The sequence below is a fragment of the Paraburkholderia sp. BR14312 genome, assembly GCF_040948675.1.
GTDB classification, from domain to species: Bacteria; Pseudomonadota; Gammaproteobacteria; order Burkholderiales; family Burkholderiaceae; genus Paraburkholderia; species Paraburkholderia nodosa_A.
Genome location: NZ_JBFPKI010000001.1, coordinates 885,727 through 904,161, shown reverse-complemented (window position 1 = coordinate 904,161; position 18,435 = coordinate 885,727). Strand labels below are relative to the sequence as shown.

The following is an 18,435-nucleotide window of genomic DNA, read 5'->3' as shown; positions in this document are numbered from 1 at the left end:
GTTTTCGTCAGACTCGAGGCTCGAATGGATATGGACGGTGACTGGCCTTTACCACGGCCGCGCACTCGCTTCAGAATCGATCGGCGACGCTCCGATGCGTCACTCACCAGCAAGACCTCCATCGCCAGCACCTTCTCATCATTGGCCATGCCAGTGGTCACCGAAGCGGTGCAAAGGACGAAAGCCCTGTCGACAGGCGTCGACCCCGAAGCATTTCATCAGCTTCGGGTGGCCTTCAGAAAGCTTCGCGCATTGTATTGGGCGTACTCGCCCTGGCTCGGTGAGGAAGCCACCGCGCAAGCCAGCGAAGAATTCAAGCGTCTGGCCGCCGTAGCGGGCGGAACGCGCGACTGGGACATCGCCGGCGACCTCCTCGAAACCGCGCAGAAGTCAGACGCATCCATCGAACTGCTGGTGACCGCCGCGCGCGAGAAACGCGCGCAAGCGGTGGCGCATAGCCAGGCCATGATCAAGAGCGAAGCCGTCGAAGCATTTCTGAACGACGCGGTGCTTCGCGCGCAAACCACGCTGCAGTCGCGTTGCAGTGATCTTCCAATCCGCGCGTTTGCCAGGCAACGGGTCCGTATGGCGCAGCGCACGCTTCGAAAACGCAGCAGACGCGCCGCGCGAAGCGAGGCTGGCCACGAGGAAAGTCTGCATGACGTGCGCAAGGCCGGCAAAAAGCTGCGCTATCTGCTCGAGTTTTTTCAACCCGTCATCAAAGGCGACCACGATCGCACCATCAAGGAACTGACCTCCGTGCAAAAGACGCTGGGGGAATTCAACGACATTGCCGCGAGCGAAACCTTGATCCGCAACACCACATTCGACGAGGTGCCTGCCGACGTCGTCGAGAAGTCGTTGCAGTGGCTGGAAGAAAAGAAGTGCCAGCGAATAGATGTTGCCTCGCGGAGGGTGAGAGCCATTTCCGGCTGAACCGGCTGCGCCGCCGTCACTGGCAGGTCACGACGCTAACCGGCAGGTTCTCACTCGCCGTGCCGAGCCGCTCGCGCGATGCGGTGGTGATGGTACCGCCCGGCGGTATGCATGCCGATTGCCCCATTCCCCCGCCGCCTTCCGTTTGCGGCGCGCCGTTGTTGAACGACTGCCACGTGATGATGACCGATGCACCGCAGTTGTTGATCAGGTCGGTGTAGTCGAGACCCAGTTTGGCATTTTTCCCGCGATATTCCCGGTCGATGCAGTCTGTCGAAAGCTCGCTCGGCTCGAAGCCGGGTGAGGCGGCCGACACCGCACGATCGTCGGCGGCGTGGGCCGTGCCATGCACCAGAAGGATCAGGAACAGGACGGTAAGCTGGCTGTTAGCCAGATTGCGGGAAGCGCTCACTTCTTCACCTCGCTTTCGGGTGCCGATCACCGTCAGTTAGCTTCCCGCAGAGGCAGGCGTCAAGCGTCAGGCGCCTGCGTACGTGGGCAAACAAACAGTGTCGCCCACGAGCCGCAAGTTTTTACTAAGGAATTCGAAATGACCGGGACGATGCCCGGGATCCTCACAAGGCTTGCACCTGCACTACGGGTCCGGGCGCACCGCCCACGCTCGGCGCGATCACGAGATATCGTCGGCGGTCGGACACGCCGGGCGTGCCAGGCGCGACGACTTGTCGAATCTGGCCCAGCGTGTTGACGATTGCGGAGCCGGCCGGGTTGGCCTTGAAGCTTGCGAGGACGTCGATTTTGCCACTGCCGTCGGCGTGGTCCGAAAGTCCGAGGAAATACGGCTGGCCCGCCTGCAATCCCGTCACCGCCGCCTGCAGCACCTGCAGCACTCCCTGGTCGAACAACGCTACCGAAGTCGGCGCAGCGCCATGGTCGGCTGCGGCGCCACCCACCGGGATCAGCATGACATGCGTGGCCTCCCCCGCCGCGCCGAGCGGCTGCGTGTTGGCCGTGCCGTCGCCATCCGGCACGGCGTCGGGTACATACGCCACGGCTTGCGGCGCCTGGCCGACCGCAACCGTAGCGATGACCGTGTTGGTCAGCGTGTCGATTGCCGTCATCGCATCGCCGTTTTCGAGGCCCACGTAGACACGCGTGCCGTCGCCGGACGGCCAGATGCCGTGCGGCAGGCTGCCGACCGCAATCGTCGCTACCTGCGAAAAGTCGTCGGTGCGGAACACCTTGATCTGGTTCAGGCCGCCCACCGTCACGTACGCAAACATCCCGTGGGCGTTCTGCACGATGTTCACGTGATTGGTGATCGGCCCCGTGTCGAGCGTTTTCAGCAGCGCAAACGGCGGCCGGGCGTCGAATACCTGCGTCTTGCCCACATCCTTCAACGTGAACCAGACCTGCCGGCCATCCGGCGTCGCCGCGATGTTCGGGCAGAACGGGCTCGCCTGCGTGACGCGGGCCACGATCTTGTGATCGGCGACCGAAACGACGTCGGTTTCCGGGTTGAAGGACGAACAGATATACCCGTACTTTCCATCGGGCGAGAAGATCTGCATGCCCGGCCCGGCCGGCACGACAATGCGCGTCTTCTCTTCGAAGGTCTTGGCGTCGAGCACATCGACATAGTTCTCGCCGCGCACGGTCACCCACACCTCGTTGCCGTCGGGCGTGAAAAATGCCTCGTGCGGGGAGCGGCCCACATAGGTCACGTGCTTGACCGCATTGGTTTGCGTATCGATGAAGGATACCGAGTTCGAGCCGATGGAGACGATGGCCAATGTGCGATGATCGGGCGAAAAGCCCATCCCATGCACGAGCAACTGACCGTGATAGAGCGGGCTGAAATTGGCCGGGGTCGGCTCCCCGAGGCGGATGACACCGACCAGACGATTGGCCGCCGGATCGATGATCGACACGGTATTCGAAAACTGATCAGACGAATAAACCCGGTCCCGATGGCTCACCGCAATATCGGCCGCCGCTAGCGAGCCGGGGACCTGCCCCGCCTCGGCGAGTGTCGTGGCGGCGAGCGCAGCGGCAGTCAGGGCCGCACCAAGCATGGCGTTGTATTTCATGACATTGTCTCCTGCGTCTTGATGCGAGCGGGTCAGTGGGACATCGGCGCCGGCGGCGTGTTCGGGTCATGCACCGCGAGACGCATGGCAACGATCTCCTGCTGTTGCTCGACCACGATCTCCTGGGCGATCCTGCGTAGCTGTTCGTTGTGTCCGTGCCGCAATTCCGCCATGGCCATGTCGATGGCACCCTGGTGATGGGGAATCATTGTTGCGACGAAATCTCGATCGGTATCGCCTGTCGGCCTGGCCGCCATCCCGGCCATCATCTTCGTCATGGCCGCATCGTTCTCTGAGAGAAACGAGGCTTCGTCATCGCTGCGAAACGATCCCGCGTCACTCGCCGACGCGGCGCATAGAGCGGCCAGGGAAAGCGTGGCCGCAACGCTTGCCGCTGCCCGCAAAACGAGTCGAATTGCAGCGTTCATGACGTCCCCTCCGTTTTGGTCGAATCTCATTCGACATGAAGGCAAACAACGGACTCGCCGATTTACTCCATGCCGGGCGAAATCGATTTGCAGAGCGACGAGCCGCGAAACGTTGGCAAACGCTTCGCATCTCCCCTGTCTCGCGCGGGTCGTGTGGAATAACTTCGTCGATGACGTGTTCGTCCCGTGACATTCGCGTATGCGGGCGTACCATCATTGCACAACGCACGAAGGTCGCACGCGCGGGCCCGACCCATTCATTTTTTGCCGGGCGCCGCATAGCAGATTAGCCGCGTCGCAGCAGTAAGGAGCGTTACATGGCCACGAGCATTGGGCTTCACGATCAAGGACGGCAACTGTTGCCGTTTCGCGAGTCGGTATTGGCGATGCTCGGCGTCGCTTCGGTTTCGATGCTGATCGCGCTCGACCAAACCATCGTCGGCACCGCATTGCCGCGCATCGTCGCGGAGCTCAAGGGCTTCGAACTCTATGCATGGGTCGCGACGGCCTACATGCTGGCGTCGGTCATCACGATTCCGATCTTCGGGCGTCTGGGCGATCTGTTCGGCCGCAAGCCCTTCATGCTGGCAGCAATCCTTCTCTTTACCCTCGCCTCGGTGCTCTGCGGGATCGCGACCAACATGCTGTTTCTCGTACTCGCGCGCGGCCTGCAGGGCATCGGCGGCGGCATCATGATGGGGACGGTATTCGCGACCGTCGCCGACCTATTCCCCGATCCGCGGCTACGCCTGCGCTGGCTGGTATTTGTCTCCTCGGCGTTTGGCCTGGCGAACGTGGTGGGACCCACGCTCGGGGGCATGCTGACCCAGCACGGCAGCTGGCGCCTCGTGTTCTTCGTCAACGTGCCGGTGGGCGTGGCGGCGCTCTTCTTCGTGAATGCTTTCCTGCCGCATCTGCACCATGCCCGCGAAGGCGCGCGGCTGCGTCTCGACTGGCTCGGCGCTTGCGTCGTCGCCGTCACGTTCGGCGCGCTGCAGCTCGGCATCGAGCTTCTGCCGAGGCAAGGCTGGACGACTTCGACGATCGTGCTGGCCGCGATCGTGGTGGTCTGTTCGCTGACGCTTTTCTTCTGGGAAAAGCGCATGGGCTATCCGATCATCCCCGTTGACATGCTGCTCGACCGCAAACTCGGCCCGCTCTTTGCAATGTCGGTGCTCGGCGGATTTGCATTGTTCTCGCTCGTTTTCTACGTGCCGCTGCTGTTCCAGGGCGGCTATGCGATGTCGCCGCGCGCTTCGGGCATGCTGATCACGCCGCTGCTGCTCGGCACAACTGTCGGCAGTTTCGTGAACAATCGCGTGGTCACGCGCATCCGGCGCGCCAATGCGATCCTTTACGTCGGCTTCGCGTTGGCGGCATTCGCGAGCCTCGCGGTGGTGGTGCTGCGAGGCAACGAGCCGCATCTCGTGTGGATGGCGTGCATGGGCGCGAGCGGCCTGGGGCTGGGCCTCGTGGGCACGAGCCTCACGGTCTGCTCGCAGCAGATCGTCTCGCGCGACCATCTCGGCGCCGCCACGGCGATGCTGCAATCGCTGCGCACATTCGGCGGCATGCTGGGCACGGCGATGACGGGCGCGTTGCTCGGCCACGTCTACACCATGGGCGTGAATCGCTCACTCGACTCGTATCAGGCGACGCAATGGTTCAGGTCGTTTGCGAGTCCCGAATTGCTCGTCGACCGCGCCGACCAGGCCGCGCTGATCAGCCGCCTCGTGAGCTCCGGGCATGCCGGCGACGCGATGATGAACTCGGCGCGCAGCGCGCTCGTGGATTCGATCCACATGGGCCTGATCGTCGCTGCCGTGGCCGCGCTGGCCGGCCTGTGTCTTGCGTGGTTCGTGCCGCCCGTGCGGGTCGGTTATCTCGAGGCGCAGCCGTAAATGGACGCCGCGAAATACTTCTACGCACTTCATTTCCATTCCCGTTTAACATCTGCGTAATAAATTGGTAATTAGGGAGTAATCGAGGGTAAGCATAATTCGCCGCCGTCAGTAGAAATAACCACACAGCATCAATCACGACGACGGAGCCCTCAGCATGCCCGCATCACGCCACCGAATTGCACTGCCGGTCTACCTGGCAGTGCTTACCAGCGTTGCCGCGCTGACCGCCTGTGGAGGCGGCAATAGCGATCCCGCCACCACCGCCGCGATTCCCGCGCCGCCAGCCGACCCCGGCTTCGTGGACAACGCACCGATTCCCGACGTACCGGCTTTTGTCGACAACATCGCGACCAACCAGCGCGGCGACGCGCGTTACGCCACGCTCGCGACGAATGCGGGCGTGCGCGTGGTGGCGCGCTTTCTCGATCTCTGGCAGCCGCTCACGCAGCTGGTGGACGCGGGCGTCTCCGCGCCCGCCAACGGCACATTCCCCGCGGTCGTGCAGTCGACGTGGACGGGCGTCCCCACCGACGGCACGCCCAACGGCACGATCCTCAACAGCACCGTGCTGAGCGCGAACATCCAGTATGTCGTGACCGCGACGACCCAGCGCAGCCAGGCGCAGGCCGACGCGGCCTACTACGACGATCGCCGCGGCAAGGGCTACAGCGTGACCGACGGCATGGGGCCGCTCACCGCCGCCTGGCGCTCGGCTGCGCAGCAGACGACGAGCATCACGTCGATTCCCGCGGACGCGACCACGACGCTCTACAGCGACTCGGGCAACAACACGGGCGTGGGCAGCACGAGCAACGCAACCTTCGGCAAGGTGGTCGACCTGCTCAACACGATGGGCAACAATGCTTCCACCGAGCCCGCCAAGCGCTTCTACAAATACGCGCGGCCGTTCCGCTGGAGCACGAGCGTCGTGGTCGACCCCACGCTCGTGCCGGCCATCAGCACGACGCCGTCCACAGACGGCGGCTTCATCAGCGGCCACGAAGCCGAAGCCATGCGCGACGCGATGACCATGGCGTACCTCGTGCCCGAGCGTTACCAGGAAATGGCGAGCCGCGGCCTCGAGCTCGGCGAAAACCGCATTCTCGCGGGCATGCATTCGCCGCTCGACGTGATCGGCGGCCGCATGTTCGCGCTGGCCGCCACTGCCGCGAATCTCTACGATCCCGCGAACGCCACGCTCAAGAGCGCGGCCTATACGCAGGCGCACAGCGCGCTCGAACAGGCCACCGGCACGAGCGCCACGACCTTCCCCGCCTTCGCGCATTCGTCCACGACCGCGACCGACCGCTTTGCCGACTATGCGACCAACAAGTCGGAGTTCGCGCGCCGCATGACGTTCGGTTTCAGCCAGATCGAATCCACCGAAGCGCCGCCCGTCGTGCCCAAGGGCGCCGAGGTACTGCTCGAAACGCGCTTCCCGTACCTGAGCGCCGACCAGCGCCGCATCGTGCTGAAGACGACCGAAGTCGTCTCGGGCTATCCGGTCATGGACGACGCCGAGGGCTGGGGCCGTCTGAACATGTTTAGTGCTGCAGATGGTTATGGTGCGTTCAACGGCAATGTGATCGTGGCGATGGACGCGACCCAGGGCGGCTTCAACGCCGCCGACACCTGGCGCAACGACATCGCCGGCTCGGGCAAGCTCACGCTGCAGGGCAGCGGCACGCTCACGCTTGCGGGCAATAACAGCTACACGGGCGGCTCACAGGTGAGCGGCGGCATGCTCGCTGCAGCGTCGACCACGGCCTTCGGCAACGGCGACGTGTACGTCGGGTCCGGCGGCGGCGTGACCGTGGCGACGAGCGCACCGTTGACGGTGGCGGGCAAGTACACGCAGCTCGACGGCACGACGCTCGAACTCGATATCGACGGCAACGGCGGCGGACGCCTGCGTGTGGGCGGCCAGCTCACGGTGGCGGGCGGCACGCTGCATGTGAAGTTCGTGAACGGCTATACGCCGAAAGCGGGCGACACGATCGACGTGATCGACGGCAGCGGCGCATCGGTGAAATTCGCGACCGTCACGGTCGATGGCTTCAAGGCCACGCCCGTTTATTCTTCGACCGGCGTTTCGGTGAAGCTCTCGGCTTCGTGATGTAGCCACGCAGTATAAAGGCCCCGAATCGCAACGGTTCGGGGCCTTTTTTACGCATCAGAAGCGATGCCGGATGCCCGCGGCCACGAGCACCTGGTTGCGGCCGCCCGACGGGTCGCAGGTGTTGATCATCGCAAGCGCACCGGACGACGCGCGCTGATAGATCGCCTCGGTATAAACGTCCGTGCGTTTGGACAGTTGATAGCCGGCCTGCAGCGCGCCTTGATGCCAATGCGCGGAGGTCGCGCCCGTATAGGCATACATGCCCGCGAGCGAGAACGCTGGCGTCACCTGCCATAGCGCATTCACTTCGTAATTGCTGAATGCGATCGAAGGCAAGGGCGCGCCGCCGTCGGCCTCGCTGACACCGGTATGAATGGAACGCGACCAGGCCGCGCCAAGCGTGACGTCTCCCAGCGCGTAGCTCATGCCCGCGCCGATGGTGTCTTCGCGCTGCACCGCGACCTCGGTCGGCACGAGGCCCGCACCCGGCAGCACCGATGTATCGTACGCACCCACCGAAGAGGCGCCGCGTCCGTTGATGTGCATCCACGCCACGCCTGCGCTGAACGGGCCGCCTTCGTAATGGACGCCGAAGCCGTAAGCGCGATTTTGCGCGAAGCGCCCCGCCTCGTTCGAAAACGCGTACATCGCGCCGGCGCTGAAACCACCGTACGTTGCGCTCGCGTACTTCACGGCGTTCGAGGCGAGCCACGAATTGTTGGCGTTGTCGTTGTCGAACGGATGCGCGAATGCCGTGCCGCCCGCGCCGCCCGTTAGCGTGAACGGGGCGAAGTAGTCGTGCATCGTGTCGTACTGGCGGCCTAGCGTGATCGTGCCGAGTCGTTCGGATTGCAGACCAACGTAGAACGGATGGTCGTTGAAGGCTTCGCCAGAGGTGGCCGAGAAGCCGCGCTCGAGGCGAAAGATCGCGGCGTTGCCGCCGCCGAGGTCCTCAGTGCCCTGCAGGCCCCAGAAGCTGCCGTCGACAAGACCCGAGCCTGCACGATATTGGGTGCGGCCGCCAACGTCGCTGACATAGTCGACGCTCGCGTCCATCTCACCGTACAACGTGACCTGCTGCGCCGAGGCGCCAGCGCCGGTGAATGCCAATGCCGTCCCACCCAGGACGGCGAGAATGTTCTTGTTCATGAGTCGTCTTGTTTGTGTAGGTGGGATTGCGTGGACGAGCGCCGTCCGCCCCCGCTCGATGCGGCGAGGACGTAGCGAGGTCTGACTTCTGGCTCGATTGACCGCCGGTCACAGTGGCGCGACCGCGCCGGATTCTCACCGGCTTCCCTGCTGCGTTTCGCTTGTGCAGCGCCTACGCGCGAAAAACAGCCGCAAGGATAGCGTAAGTTGCGGGAGCAGCCAAACCGGGTGTTTTTGCCACACGACGCTCGTCAAAGGTTGACGCACCGATTGCGCGGCCCTTACCCTTGCGCCCTGATGGTTCCCGGCGACGGGATCAAAAGGGAACGCAGTGCAAGACTGCGGCTGCCCCCGCAACTGTAAGCGGCGAGTCCATGCCAGAGAAGGCCACTGGGAAACCGGGAAGGCCGGCTGCGGATGTCGACCCGCGAGCCAGGAGACCTGCCATCAACCGAGTCCAGCAGCCGCAGCGGGCGGGGATCCCCAATGCGCAAGCACCGCCCGCGTGGCGATCGCCCGTTGCACGGACAGCCCGTATTTCAGGAGCTGTTTCCAGCCACCGCATCATGAAGTTTCGCCAATTCGTATTGACTTCCGCCGCGCTCGCCTGGGCGTGGCAAACCGCGCATGCCGCCGACGCCGCCAATGCATCGTCCGCCCAGGCGCCGCAGCAAGCCGGCGGCGACACCACGCTGCCCAATATCCTCGTCGTGGGCGACGCGCAGCATCTGCCACAATCGTTCGATCAGCGCTATGCAACCACCCAGGTGCTTACGCGCCAGGACCTCGAGCGCGTGTCCCCCGTCGACCCCAGCATCGCGCAGGCGCTCGCCACGCTGCCGGGTGTCACCGTCTCGCAGACCGGCGGCCCGGGGTCGTACACGGGGGTCAGCATTCGCGGCTCGTCGGCCGACCAGGTGGCCGTGTTCATCGACGGCATACGCATAGGCTCCGTCACCACGGGCACGGCAGAATGGGCCGATCTTGCGACTGCCTCGTTCGACCGCGTCGAGGTGATCTCGGGCCCCGCGGCCGCCTCGTTCGGCGCGGACGCCATGGGCGGCGTCGTGCAGCTCTTCACGCGCCATGCGTCGAACCAGCCGAACCAGACCACCGTCTCGTTCGGCGGCGGCTCGAACAAGACCTTCGACTCGCAGGTGCGCACCTCGGGCTCGATCGGCTCGACAGGGCCGCTTTCCGCACTGAGCGGCCTCACCTACTCGTTGGGCCTGCACGACTACAACACGGCGGGCATCGACGCGACGCAGACCGGGGCCTACGGCCACGAAGACGGCCGCAATCCATACCACGCGCAGAACCTCGACGCGCGCCTTGGCTACGCGCACGACAACTGGTCGATCTCGACCTTCGCGCTCTACCACCGCTCCGATCTCTCCTACGACAACGCGGGAGGCAACGACCGGCAGCGCGACACGCAGCTCACGACCGGTCTCGCGTTCCACCTCGACATCACGCCGACCACGCAGCTCGACCAGTCGGTGGGCTACGCGACGGACCGTCAGTTCCTCTATTCGAACGACCCGACGATCCCGACCGACGAAATCGACTCGACGCGCTTTTCCACCTCCACCTCGATCACGCATCAGGAAAGGGGCCACACGCTCTTCGGCATGCCGCTCGACGGCGAGACCAAGCTCGCCTACGACTACACCCGCGAGCTGGCGTTCCTGCCCGTGGACGTGCCGGGCGGGCTGCCCGCGCGCAACGATTCGGCCGTGTCGATGCATCAGTCGACCACGCTCGGACCCGTCACGCTGTTTCTGGCGGGGCGGCACGAAATCGTGCAGGGGCAATCGGTGAATACGGGCAATGTCGCGCTCTCGTGGGCCATCACGCCGGTCTACACGGCGCGCGTTTCGTACGGCAATGCGTTCCGCCTGCCGACGTTCAACGACCTCTACTATCCGGGCTACTCGAATCCCAACCTGCTGCCCGAGCGCAGCGACTCGGTCGAAGCCGCGCTCGATGCCACCACGTCCATCGGCACGTTCACGGCGGCCGTGTACGACACGCGCGTGCACGATCTCATCACGTACAACTCGCAGACCTTCCTGCCCGTGAACGTGGGCCGCGCGCACATTCAAGGTCTCGACCTCTCGTACAAGGGCACGCTCGGCCAGTACACGCCGGTGAGCCTCACGGTGGGGATTCTGAATCCGCAGGACGTGACCGACCAGACCTGGCTCAATCGCCGCCCGCGCCAGACGGTGAGCCTGAGCGTGGATCACACGTGGGACGAGTTCCAGCTCCACGCGCTCAGCACCGGCGTTTCGCTGCTGTATAACGGCTCGACGTTCGACGACCAGCTCAACACGATCTACCTGCCTTCATGGACGACGGTGAGCCTGCGCGCGACGTACAAGGTCAATGCGCATCTCGCGCTATCGGCCACGCTGGCGAACGTGTTCAACCGGCAGTACGTGACCGCATACGGGTACAACACGCTGGGGCGCACGGCGTTTGGCAAGGTGACCTATACGTTCTGAGCGTTGCGTGCGAGCGGGTGCGTTCAAGCGTTTCGCGCGCCCGCTCGCCTAGCCCTCGCGCTTCGGACGCCGCACCGCGCGAATCTTCCCACTATTCCCGCCGCCGCAGAAAAACTGCTCGCCGCCATCGGACTCCAGCCCCGAAACGGCGGTGCCGGGCGGCATGTCGAGCTGTTCCAGCAGTTCGCCCGTGCCCGGATCGATACGCCGCAAATCGCTCTCGTCGCCTTCCCAGGTGCCGTGCCACAGTTCACCGTCCACCCACGTCACGCCCGTGACGAAGCGGCTCGATTCGAGCGTGCGCAGGATCGCGCCCGTCTGCGGATCGACCTGATGGATCTTGCGCTCGCGATACACCCCGACCCAGAGCGTCCCGTCCGCCCACGCGAGCCCCGAGTCGCCGCCGCCTCCGGGCGCGGGAATCGTCGCGAGCACGCGGCCCGTTTCGGGGTCGATCTTGTGGATGCGATCCTCGGCGATCTGAAACAGATGCCGGCCGTCGAAAGCCGTGCCCGCGTGCGCCGCGATGTCGATCGAGCGCTGCGTCTGGCCGCTCTGCGGATCGAGCGACGCGATGCGCTCGCCGACGGCGAACCACACCTGTTTGCCGTCGTACGTGACCCCGCCCACCTTCTCGATGCCGGGGAAAGGGCCGTACTCGCGGACGATTTCGGCAGTCGTTCGTTTCATGGTTTCCTCGTTGAATGAAGGGACAGGCGTTCATCCTAATCGCCTGGCAGCGGGGCGGGGAGTAACAAGGTCGTCGCGAATCCGGGGACGGGCGGCGTGGTCCAGCGGCGCGCGCGGCCGTAGCCGAACGACTGCACCTTGTCCGCCGCCGCGAGCGAATCGAGCGCGCGCTGCACCGTGCGCTGGCTCGCGCCGAGCGCGAGCGCCAGCGCCGAACTCGACCACGATTGCCCATCGGCGAGAAAAGCCAGCACGGCGGCGTGCTTTTCTTCCACGGGCCGCGCCAGTACCACCACTTCGCTCGCGTGGCGCGGCGCCAGCGCGAAGCCCTGCTGGGTCGCGCCGATCTCGGCCACGTCGCGCATCAGCGTGCGCAAGCGGCCGATTTCCACGCGCAGGCGGGCACGGTGCGTTTCGTCGGCGTGCTTCGTGCGAAAGGCGCGGGCGATGAGCGCATCGCGCGGCACGTCGGCGGGCCACGCCTGCGCAAGCGCGCGGGCGAGCACGAACAGCACTGGCCGTCTTGCGAGTTCGATGACGGTTGGACCCTCGCGCGCGACGTAGCGGCACGCGTCCACGACGAGGGCCTTCGAGGCGAGCAGCGCCTCGACGTCTTCCAGCAGCAACACCCGCTCTTCACCGCGCGCGATGAGGCGCGCCGCCGGTGAAGTCAACAGCAGCGCTGCGCTCTCGATCTCGGCGCTCAGCGCCGCGATGCCCGCCTCACGCGCGGCGCGCGCGGCCGCGCGGAGCGCTTGCCGCGCCGCTTGCGTTTGAATGCGCCGCATGGCAATGCCGGCGGCGATCAGCTCATGCGCCGCGCGCAAAGCGGGCGGCAACGGCGCGGGATCGACTTCGGAAAGCATGCCCCCAGCCTCGTCGAGCCGGCCGATCAGCAGCAAACGGCGAATTTCCAGGTAGCGCGCGTGCGCGGCATTGAGGCGGTCGCCATGGGCTTCGAGCGTTTGCCGCGCCGCAGCGAGCGTATCGGTCGGCCAGCCGAGCTCGCGCGAAGCGAGCGCGATTTCGGCCTCGGCGACGACGCAGCGCGCGCGAGCGACGGCCTCGCGCGCGCCGAAGCCGCGCGCCGCGCTGCGCAGCAGCGCTTTGGCGCGCGCGAAGTCGCCGAGCTGCGCCATGGCGATGCCGCGCAGCGCGAGCGCGGGGGCGTCGTCGCGCAACGCGACCCGGTTCAGCGCGCCGAGCGGATCACCGGCCGCGAGCGCGCGCGCGGCAGCCGTGATCAGCGAATCCATGGTCATGGGAATCCCGCCACACTTGTCACTCCCCCTCCTTCTCGGTCCGGACCTAATCTAACACGGCGATCAAATGAATCATCGATCGAACGGCATGGCGATGCGTACAGCGCGCCGCCACCATAGTGAATCCATAGGAGGACCAGGCAATGGCAACCCATACCACAGGAACGCGCGAAGACTGGCTTGCGGCGCGCATCGCACTGCTCGCCGCCGAGAAAGAACATACGCGCCGCGGCGACGCATTGGCGCAGCAACGCCAGGCGCTGCCCTGGGTGCGCGTCGACAAGATGTATCGCTTCGAAACCGAAGAGGGCGGTGCCACGCTCGCCGATCTCTTCAAGGGGCGCTCGCAACTGCTCGTTGCCACGCTCGCCGATCTCTTCAAGGGGCGCTCGCAACTGCTCGTTTATCACTTCATGTTCGGGCCGGACTATGCGGCGGGCTGTCCGTCGTGTTCCTCGATTGCGGATGGTTTCGACGGCATCGCGGTACATCTCGCGAATCACGACGTGCGGCTCATGGCGGTGTCGCGCGCGCCGCTCGCGAAGCTGCTCGCCTACCGCAAGCGCATGGGATGGCATTTTCCGTGGGCCTCGTCGAGCGGCAACGACTTCAACTTCGATTTCAACGTGGCGTTCACCACGGCGCAGCAGCGCGCGGGCGACATCGAATACAACTATGCGCGCAGCGGCCACGCCATGGACATGAATCCGCCGCCCGCGCCCGTCGCCGAGTTCGCGGCGAGTTGCGGCACCGACGCGGCGACCTATACGCGCGACCGTCCTGGCCTGAGCGCATTCGTGCTCGAGGACGGCGTGGTCTATCACACGTACTCGACCTATGCGCGCGGTCTCGATGGCGTGTGGGGCATGTACCAGTGGCTCGACCGCGCGCCGAAGGGACGTAACGAGGCCGGCATCTGGTGGCACCGGCATGACGAGTACGCACAGAGCTGAGGCGCATCATGGATAACGTCGGCATGACGGTACGGCCCTGCGGCGGTATACCGCGCGCGATTTTCTTCGGCGTTGCGTCGCTGGTCTTCGCGGCGAGCGCGGCGGCAACGTTCGTCTGGTGCGCTTCGATGCAGGCGATGGGCGGCACGCCGATGCCCGGCGGCTGGACGATGTCCACGCTCTGGACGCCCATGTGCGGACGCACCTGGTTCGACGCCGCCGTATCGTTTGCCGGCATGTGGAATGTGATGATGGTCGCGATGATGTTGCCTGCGGTCACGCCCGCTTTGTGGCGATATTTCGAGGCGCTGGGCGACGCACGCGCGGCGCGTGCGGGTGGGATGACGGTGATGGCTGGGGTGGGTTACTTCTTTGTGTGGCTCGTGGTTGGAGTGCTCGTGTTCGCGGCGGGGGCGCAACTCACCGCGCTAGCCGTCGAAGCGCCTGCATTGGCGCACACCGCGCCAGCCGTGGCCGGTGTCGTCGTCGTGATGGCGGGCGTGTTGCAGTTCTCTGCGTGGAAAGCGCGTTGGCTTGCGTGCTGCGGGAACTTGCCGTCGTGCGGGCATGCGCGGCTCGACGTGCAGGCCGCGCTGCGGCACGGTTTGAGGCTCGGCCGGCATTGCCTGTGCTGCTGCGGAAATTTGATGGCGGCGCTGCTTGCGGCAGGCGTGATGGATCGGCCTGCGATGGCGCTGGTCGCGGCGGCGATCGCAGCGGAGCGGTGGATCCCGGGCGGCACAAGAGTCGCGCGCGGGATTGGCGCGGCTGCGATCGCGGCGGGCGTCGTGATGGTGGTGCGGGCGGTGGCCGGATAAAAAAATCGCCGTTCCGCATCCGCGAAACGGCGATAAAACGCTCCGACTCTAACGTCGAACTCACGCCTCCAGACTCGCGCCTGCACACGAGTCTGATCGACGCTCCGGATTGTTGTTGGCAGTCCGGAGTAGCAGAAAGAGGCCGGCTGAATTCCACCTCTGTGCTGCTGGGCGAAGCGCGGCGCGACCAGGGGGACTCCCGGCCTCGCCGCACTCCGCGCCTCTTGTGGCGGCTTACATGCCGCCGAAAGACTTCTTGACCGTCAGCTTGTTGGTCACCGACGCCACGCCGGGAACGCCCTTCGCGATCTCCTCGACCCTGGCGATCTGCGCGGTGTCCGAAACGGTCCCGTTCAGCGTAATCGCGCCACCCCTGGCCCCGACGCTGATGTTGCCCGCGTTGATCGACTTGTCCTTCCCGATGGCCGCATACACCTTGCGGCGCATGGCACGATTCGCCTGCCTGTCCGTGGGAACTGCCGCGCCAGGAGCAGCCGTTGTCGACGCCGCCTGCGCCCCCGCAGCCGCGCTCGCGTCACCCTGCGCCCACGCACTCATGGAAGCCGCCGCGACGAGCGTCGCGATCGCCAATCCGGCTACCGTAGTTCTCTTCATGAATTGCTCCGTTCTTTCTTGAGTTTATGAGGATCAGAACGCGTGACGAATACCCACCATCGCCGCCGTCGTCGACTGGCCCGGCGCGACCGGCGCTCCGTAGATGATCGTCTGGTTCATGGTCCCCTTGTTGCTGACGTAGCCGACCTGGGCGTAGGCCCTGGTCGCCTTCGAGAGGTTGTATTCGGCGCCCACGGCGACTTCGCTCGAATGATTCGCCGAGTTGTTGCGGTCCTTCAAATAGTAGTAGCCCGAAGTGACTTTGAAGACCGGGCTGAACTGGTAACCCAGGCCGGCCGAGATCATTTCGAAGTTATAGGTGGCTTTGGTGAACAGGCTGGACGAATTGGACGAACTGAACGAGCCGGATATCGAGAATCCGCTGATCGTGTACATCGCGCCGACGTAATAGAAGTTGTTGTTGTTGCGGCCCGTTGCCGGCGCGGCCGGCGTCGTCGGATAGGTGCCCGCGTACGGGTTGGTGTCGTGCCCGCTGTAGTAAACGCCAGCCAGGTTCAGGCCGTAGTTCGAGTACTTGAGCACGGCCGACTCGCGCGTGCCGCCCTGGAACTGCCCCGGCACACCACCCGGCGCGTATTCCAGTGCGAGCGATGCGCCATAGAACTTTGGCGAGTTATAGACGATCGCGTTGCTGTCATAGAGCGCGCCGATCGGCGCATTCGTGCTTGTGCCCGGCCAGCCGGCGGCCTGATTGAGGCCCAGCCACGCGGTGAGAATACTGCCGAAGTACTGCGCGCCGCGTACGTCCGTGTCCGCCATCGCGTAGATCATCGGGATGATCTGCCGGCCTGCGTCGATCGAACCGAACCAACCCGATCCGCCGATGGTCGTGATCTGGTTGAAGAGCGCCGTTACACCCGGCGTGTCGGACAGGCCCGGCTTGCCGTTGTTCGACGTGAACGACCCTTGCAGCTTGAAGTTGATCTTGTAGCCGCCGCCGATGTCCTCGGTCCCCTTCAAACCCCAGATACTCGAAAAGATGCCGCCGTCCTTGAGTTGCCAGACGCTCCCCAGATTCTTCGCAGTCCCCGAAAAGTTTGCGGCCGAAGTGCTCTGGTACAGCACACCGGTGTCGACCACGCCATAAAGCGTGACCGACGATTGCGCATGCGCCGCGCTGGCGAACAGGACCAGCGCTGCCACGCTGCCGAACTTCAATTTCATTGCCTCTCTCCGTGTGTGTGGCTGCCGGGTGGTCCCGGCGCCTTTTGTTGTTGCCTGGTGGGGATTACATGACGTCCTTGCGGCGATCCACGATCTGCATGAGGCGGCTGCTCCATCATCAGACCTTGCATGGTTTGCTATCCTAAGTGACTTCGGTACGTATGCGGTTCTTGAGTGCGATGCCGTGGCTATGCCTGGCTCGGAGCCGGCGTTTCCATGACACTCACCAGCAGCTTTCCTTGCGCAGTCCGCACAGGAAATGTCGTGACCTTCAGCCCGCCCGCGCCCGGCATACAGCCGCTGCGCACGTCGAAGCGCAGTCCATGCGCCGGGCAGCGCACCATGCATCCTTCGAGCGGGCCACTCGCGAGCGAAGCGCCGTTGTGGGGGCACGAATTGTCGATCGCGTGCAGCTGTCCTTCGATATTGAACAAAACGATGCTGCGGCCGTCGACGAAAACCAGCTTGCGCTCGCCCGGCGCAAGTTCGTCGGCCGTGCCGACCGGTACTTCACGTGTCATCCCCGTTCCCCTCGACTTTCTTCAACTCGCCTCAGTGCGCGACCGCCAGCGCCATCGTGCCGGCCATCGCGACCGGCGAGTACACGCCCGAGAGCGAATACCCCTTGTTGAACACGAAATACGGCACGCCGTTCACCTGTGGATCGGCGTACGGCGCGCGCTGACCGGTCGGGTCCGCGAGGCGCTTCGATGCGGCAATGTGAGCCGCCAGGCGCTCACGCTCGAGGCCGCATTCGAGCCCCAGACGCTCGAGCACCGCGTAATCGCCGATGTTCTGGCCTTCCATGAAGTACGCCTCGAGCACGCGGTCGATCAGCACCGCGCTCTGTTCGCGCGTGCCGCGGCTCGCGGCAAACGTGACGAGGTCGTGCGCGGCCGCGGTGTTCGGCAGCACTTCGATGCGATCGAATGCGAACTCGACACCCGCGCCGCGCCCCGCGCGCTGCACCTGCGCGCGCCTCGCGGCCACCGCTTCGTCGCTGCCCAGGCGGTCGCGATAGAACATCTGATACGGCATGCCTTCGAGCGGCGTCCACGGCAGCAATTGGTGTGAGCGCCACTGCACACGCACACGCACGTCGGGCCGCGAATTTGCGAAACGCGCGAGCGCTTCGTCCAGATTGCGCTTGCCGATCAGGCACCACGGGCAGATGAAGTCGAAGAAGGCTTCGATCGTCAGCACGGGTGGCTCGCCCGCGTCGCGACTCGCCTGCGCCGCCCACTTTTGATCAGACAAGTTCATGAATCAACATCTCCGCCATGGGCCATTCGCCGAAACCCGCTGCGGGATTCAGATGACCGACTTCGCCCAGGTCGACAAGGCTGCTGCCCCAGTCCTTCGCCATGGCCTCCACGCGCTCGAAGCGCGCGAGCGGATCGTTGCGGCTCGCGCCCACGATGCTCGGAAACGGCAGCGGCTTGCGCGGAATCGGGTTCCAGCCGTGCTCGGCCAGTGCTTCGAATGGCGGGTAACCCGGCGGCAGCGGCGTTTCGAGGTCGGCCGGCGCGGCCAGCAGCGCGCCGTGAATCTTGCGGCTGTGCTGCTGCGCCCAATGCACCGTGATCATCACGCCCGCACTGTGTGCCACGAGAATGACGGGACCGTCGATCTTCGCGAGCGCCGCGTCGAGCGCCGCTACGCGCGCCGCGCAACTGAGCTTGTCGTGCTCGAGCGGCGGCACCGAGACCGCGTTGCGCAGCTTGTGCTGCAGCAGCGTTTGCCAGTGCTCCGCCACGTGGTCGCGCAACCCCGGGACCATCAGCATGGTCGGTGTGGTCTTCAGCGTCATTCGTCAAG

General features: G+C 65.1%; 16 protein-coding genes, 1 pseudogene and 2 riboswitches. Of the genes and pseudogenes, 6 read left to right on the top strand and 11 right to left on the bottom strand.

Features of this window, described 5'->3' with window-relative positions; all coding sequences use genetic code 11:
- The first annotated feature begins 24 nt into the window (after positions 1-24).
- Positions 25-936: a CHAD domain-containing protein gene (locus AB3X98_RS04070; RefSeq protein WP_368602701.1), complete on the top strand. Its 912-nt coding sequence runs from the start codon at positions 25-27 to the stop codon at positions 934-936.
- Positions 937-952: 16 nt separating this feature from the next.
- Here the strand turns inward: AB3X98_RS04070 and AB3X98_RS04065 are convergent, their stop codons facing one another.
- The 3 genes and pseudogenes from AB3X98_RS04065 to AB3X98_RS04055 all read right to left on the bottom strand — a co-directional run.
- Complete coding sequence (locus AB3X98_RS04065) at positions 953-1,348, bottom strand: hypothetical protein (RefSeq protein ID WP_368602702.1); 396 nt, start codon at positions 1,346-1,348, stop codon at positions 953-955.
- Between the two features lie 163 nt (positions 1,349-1,511).
- Positions 1,512-2,987 (bottom strand): YncE family protein, encoded by a 1,476-nt coding sequence (locus tag AB3X98_RS04060; protein ID WP_368602703.1) that lies wholly within the window; start codon positions 2,985-2,987, stop codon positions 1,512-1,514.
- A 71-nt stretch (positions 2,988-3,058) separates the two neighbouring features.
- Positions 3,059-3,415 (bottom strand): annotated as a pseudogene (locus tag AB3X98_RS04055) (DUF305 domain-containing protein); the annotation flags it as partial.
- A gap of 317 nt (positions 3,416-3,732) precedes the next feature.
- Between AB3X98_RS04055 and AB3X98_RS04050 the strand changes: the two are divergent.
- Together AB3X98_RS04050 and AB3X98_RS04045 are read left to right on the top strand one after the other, a co-directional pair.
- The gene (locus tag AB3X98_RS04050; RefSeq protein ID WP_368602704.1) at positions 3,733-5,316 is read left to right on the top strand and encodes an MFS transporter; all 1,584 of its coding nucleotides are present in this window, start codon (positions 3,733-3,735) and stop codon (positions 5,314-5,316) included.
- A 157-nt stretch (positions 5,317-5,473) separates the two neighbouring features.
- A complete protein-coding gene (locus AB3X98_RS04045) occupies positions 5,474-7,435 on the top strand; it encodes a phosphatase PAP2 family protein (RefSeq protein ID WP_368602705.1) in 1,962 nt (653 codons plus the stop codon).
- A 57-nt stretch (positions 7,436-7,492) separates the two neighbouring features.
- On the opposite strand, the gene AB3X98_RS04040 is transcribed toward AB3X98_RS04045, so the two are convergent.
- On the bottom strand, positions 7,493-8,587 hold the full coding sequence (locus tag AB3X98_RS04040; RefSeq protein ID WP_368602706.1) for a porin: 1,095 nt from the start codon (positions 8,585-8,587) through the stop codon (positions 7,493-7,495).
- A 56-nt stretch (positions 8,588-8,643) separates the two neighbouring features.
- Positions 8,644-8,778, bottom strand: a riboswitch (cobalamin riboswitch).
- Positions 8,779-8,868: 90 nt separating this feature from the next.
- A riboswitch (cobalamin riboswitch) is annotated at positions 8,869-9,051 on the top strand.
- Between the two features lie 102 nt (positions 9,052-9,153).
- Between AB3X98_RS04040 and AB3X98_RS04035 the strand changes: the two genes are divergently transcribed.
- A complete protein-coding gene (locus AB3X98_RS04035; protein ID WP_368602707.1) occupies positions 9,154-11,094 on the top strand; it encodes a TonB-dependent receptor in 1,941 nt (646 codons plus the stop codon).
- A gap of 48 nt (positions 11,095-11,142) precedes the next feature.
- On the opposite strand, the gene AB3X98_RS04030 is transcribed toward AB3X98_RS04035, so the two are convergent.
- Both AB3X98_RS04030 and AB3X98_RS04025 read right to left on the bottom strand, forming a co-directional pair.
- Positions 11,143-11,784 carry a glutamine cyclotransferase gene (locus AB3X98_RS04030; protein WP_368602708.1) on the bottom strand — a complete coding sequence of 214 codons (642 nt, stop codon included), beginning with the start codon at positions 11,782-11,784 and terminating at the stop codon, positions 11,143-11,145.
- 35 nt (positions 11,785-11,819) lie between these two features.
- Positions 11,820-13,040, bottom strand: coding sequence for a helix-turn-helix domain-containing protein (locus AB3X98_RS04025; RefSeq protein WP_368602709.1), 1,221 nt, complete (start codon positions 13,038-13,040; stop codon positions 11,820-11,822).
- A 149-nt stretch (positions 13,041-13,189) separates the two neighbouring features.
- Between AB3X98_RS04025 and AB3X98_RS04020 the strand changes: the two genes are divergently transcribed.
- Together AB3X98_RS04020 and AB3X98_RS04015 are read left to right on the top strand one after the other, a co-directional pair.
- The gene (locus AB3X98_RS04020) at positions 13,190-13,999 is read left to right on the top strand and encodes a DUF899 domain-containing protein (protein ID WP_368602710.1); all 810 of its coding nucleotides are present in this window, start codon (positions 13,190-13,192) and stop codon (positions 13,997-13,999) included.
- Positions 14,000-14,007: 8 nt separating this feature from the next.
- Positions 14,008-14,817, top strand: coding sequence for a DUF2182 domain-containing protein (locus tag AB3X98_RS04015; RefSeq protein WP_368602711.1), 810 nt, complete (start codon positions 14,008-14,010; stop codon positions 14,815-14,817).
- Between the two features lie 234 nt (positions 14,818-15,051).
- On the opposite strand, the gene AB3X98_RS04010 is transcribed toward AB3X98_RS04015, so the two are convergent.
- The 5 genes from AB3X98_RS04010 to AB3X98_RS03990 all read right to left on the bottom strand — a co-directional run bounded on the left by AB3X98_RS04010 (position 15,052) and on the right by AB3X98_RS03990 (position 18,427).
- The gene (locus AB3X98_RS04010; protein WP_069263139.1) at positions 15,052-15,432 is read right to left on the bottom strand and encodes a BON domain-containing protein; all 381 of its coding nucleotides are present in this window, start codon (positions 15,430-15,432) and stop codon (positions 15,052-15,054) included.
- Between the two features lie 33 nt (positions 15,433-15,465).
- Positions 15,466-16,617: a porin gene (locus AB3X98_RS04005; protein ID WP_368602712.1), complete on the bottom strand. Its 1,152-nt coding sequence runs from the start codon at positions 16,615-16,617 to the stop codon at positions 15,466-15,468.
- Between the two features lie 188 nt (positions 16,618-16,805).
- Positions 16,806-17,138: a Rieske 2Fe-2S domain-containing protein gene (locus AB3X98_RS04000; protein WP_069263137.1), complete on the bottom strand. Its 333-nt coding sequence runs from the start codon at positions 17,136-17,138 to the stop codon at positions 16,806-16,808.
- Positions 17,139-17,169: 31 nt separating this feature from the next.
- Complete coding sequence (locus tag AB3X98_RS03995) at positions 17,170-17,880, bottom strand: DsbA family oxidoreductase (RefSeq protein ID WP_368602713.1); 711 nt, start codon at positions 17,878-17,880, stop codon at positions 17,170-17,172.
- A complete protein-coding gene (locus tag AB3X98_RS03990; RefSeq protein ID WP_368602714.1) occupies positions 17,867-18,427 on the bottom strand; it encodes an RBBP9/YdeN family alpha/beta hydrolase in 561 nt (186 codons plus the stop codon). Before AB3X98_RS03990 ends, AB3X98_RS03995 begins: the two co-directional genes overlap by 14 nt.
- Positions 18,428-18,435: the final 8 nt, after the last annotated feature.

Bases quoted from the DNA above. Each gene is read 5' to 3' on its own strand.
- AB3X98_RS04070 (WP_368602701.1), top strand. From the start codon at position 25: ATGGATATGGACGGTGACTGGCCTTTACCACGGCCGCGCACTCGCTTC.
- AB3X98_RS04060 (WP_368602703.1), bottom strand. From the start codon at position 2,987: ATGAAATACAACGCCATGCTTGGTGCGGCCCTGACTGCCGCTGCGCTC.
- AB3X98_RS04050 (WP_368602704.1), top strand. From the start codon at position 3,733: ATGGCCACGAGCATTGGGCTTCACGATCAAGGACGGCAACTGTTGCCG.
- AB3X98_RS04045 (WP_368602705.1), top strand. From the start codon at position 5,474: ATGCCCGCATCACGCCACCGAATTGCACTGCCGGTCTACCTGGCAGTG.
- AB3X98_RS04040 (WP_368602706.1), bottom strand. From the start codon at position 8,587: ATGAACAAGAACATTCTCGCCGTCCTGGGTGGGACGGCATTGGCATTC.
- AB3X98_RS04035 (WP_368602707.1), top strand. From the start codon at position 9,154: ATGAAGTTTCGCCAATTCGTATTGACTTCCGCCGCGCTCGCCTGGGCG.
- AB3X98_RS04030 (WP_368602708.1), bottom strand. From the start codon at position 11,784: ATGAAACGAACGACTGCCGAAATCGTCCGCGAGTACGGCCCTTTCCCC.
- AB3X98_RS04025 (WP_368602709.1), bottom strand. From the start codon at position 13,040: ATGGATTCGCTGATCACGGCTGCCGCGCGCGCGCTCGCGGCCGGTGAT.
- AB3X98_RS04020 (WP_368602710.1), top strand. From the start codon at position 13,190: ATGGCAACCCATACCACAGGAACGCGCGAAGACTGGCTTGCGGCGCGC.
- AB3X98_RS04015 (WP_368602711.1), top strand. From the start codon at position 14,008: ATGGATAACGTCGGCATGACGGTACGGCCCTGCGGCGGTATACCGCGC.
- AB3X98_RS04010 (WP_069263139.1), bottom strand. From the start codon at position 15,432: ATGAAGAGAACTACGGTAGCCGGATTGGCGATCGCGACGCTCGTCGCG.
- AB3X98_RS04005 (WP_368602712.1), bottom strand. From the start codon at position 16,617: ATGAAATTGAAGTTCGGCAGCGTGGCAGCGCTGGTCCTGTTCGCCAGC.
- AB3X98_RS04000 (WP_069263137.1), bottom strand. From the start codon at position 17,138: ATGACACGTGAAGTACCGGTCGGCACGGCCGACGAACTTGCGCCGGGC.
- AB3X98_RS03995 (WP_368602713.1), bottom strand. From the start codon at position 17,880: ATGAACTTGTCTGATCAAAAGTGGGCGGCGCAGGCGAGTCGCGACGCG.
- AB3X98_RS03990 (WP_368602714.1), bottom strand. From the start codon at position 18,427: ATGACGCTGAAGACCACACCGACCATGCTGATGGTCCCGGGGTTGCGC.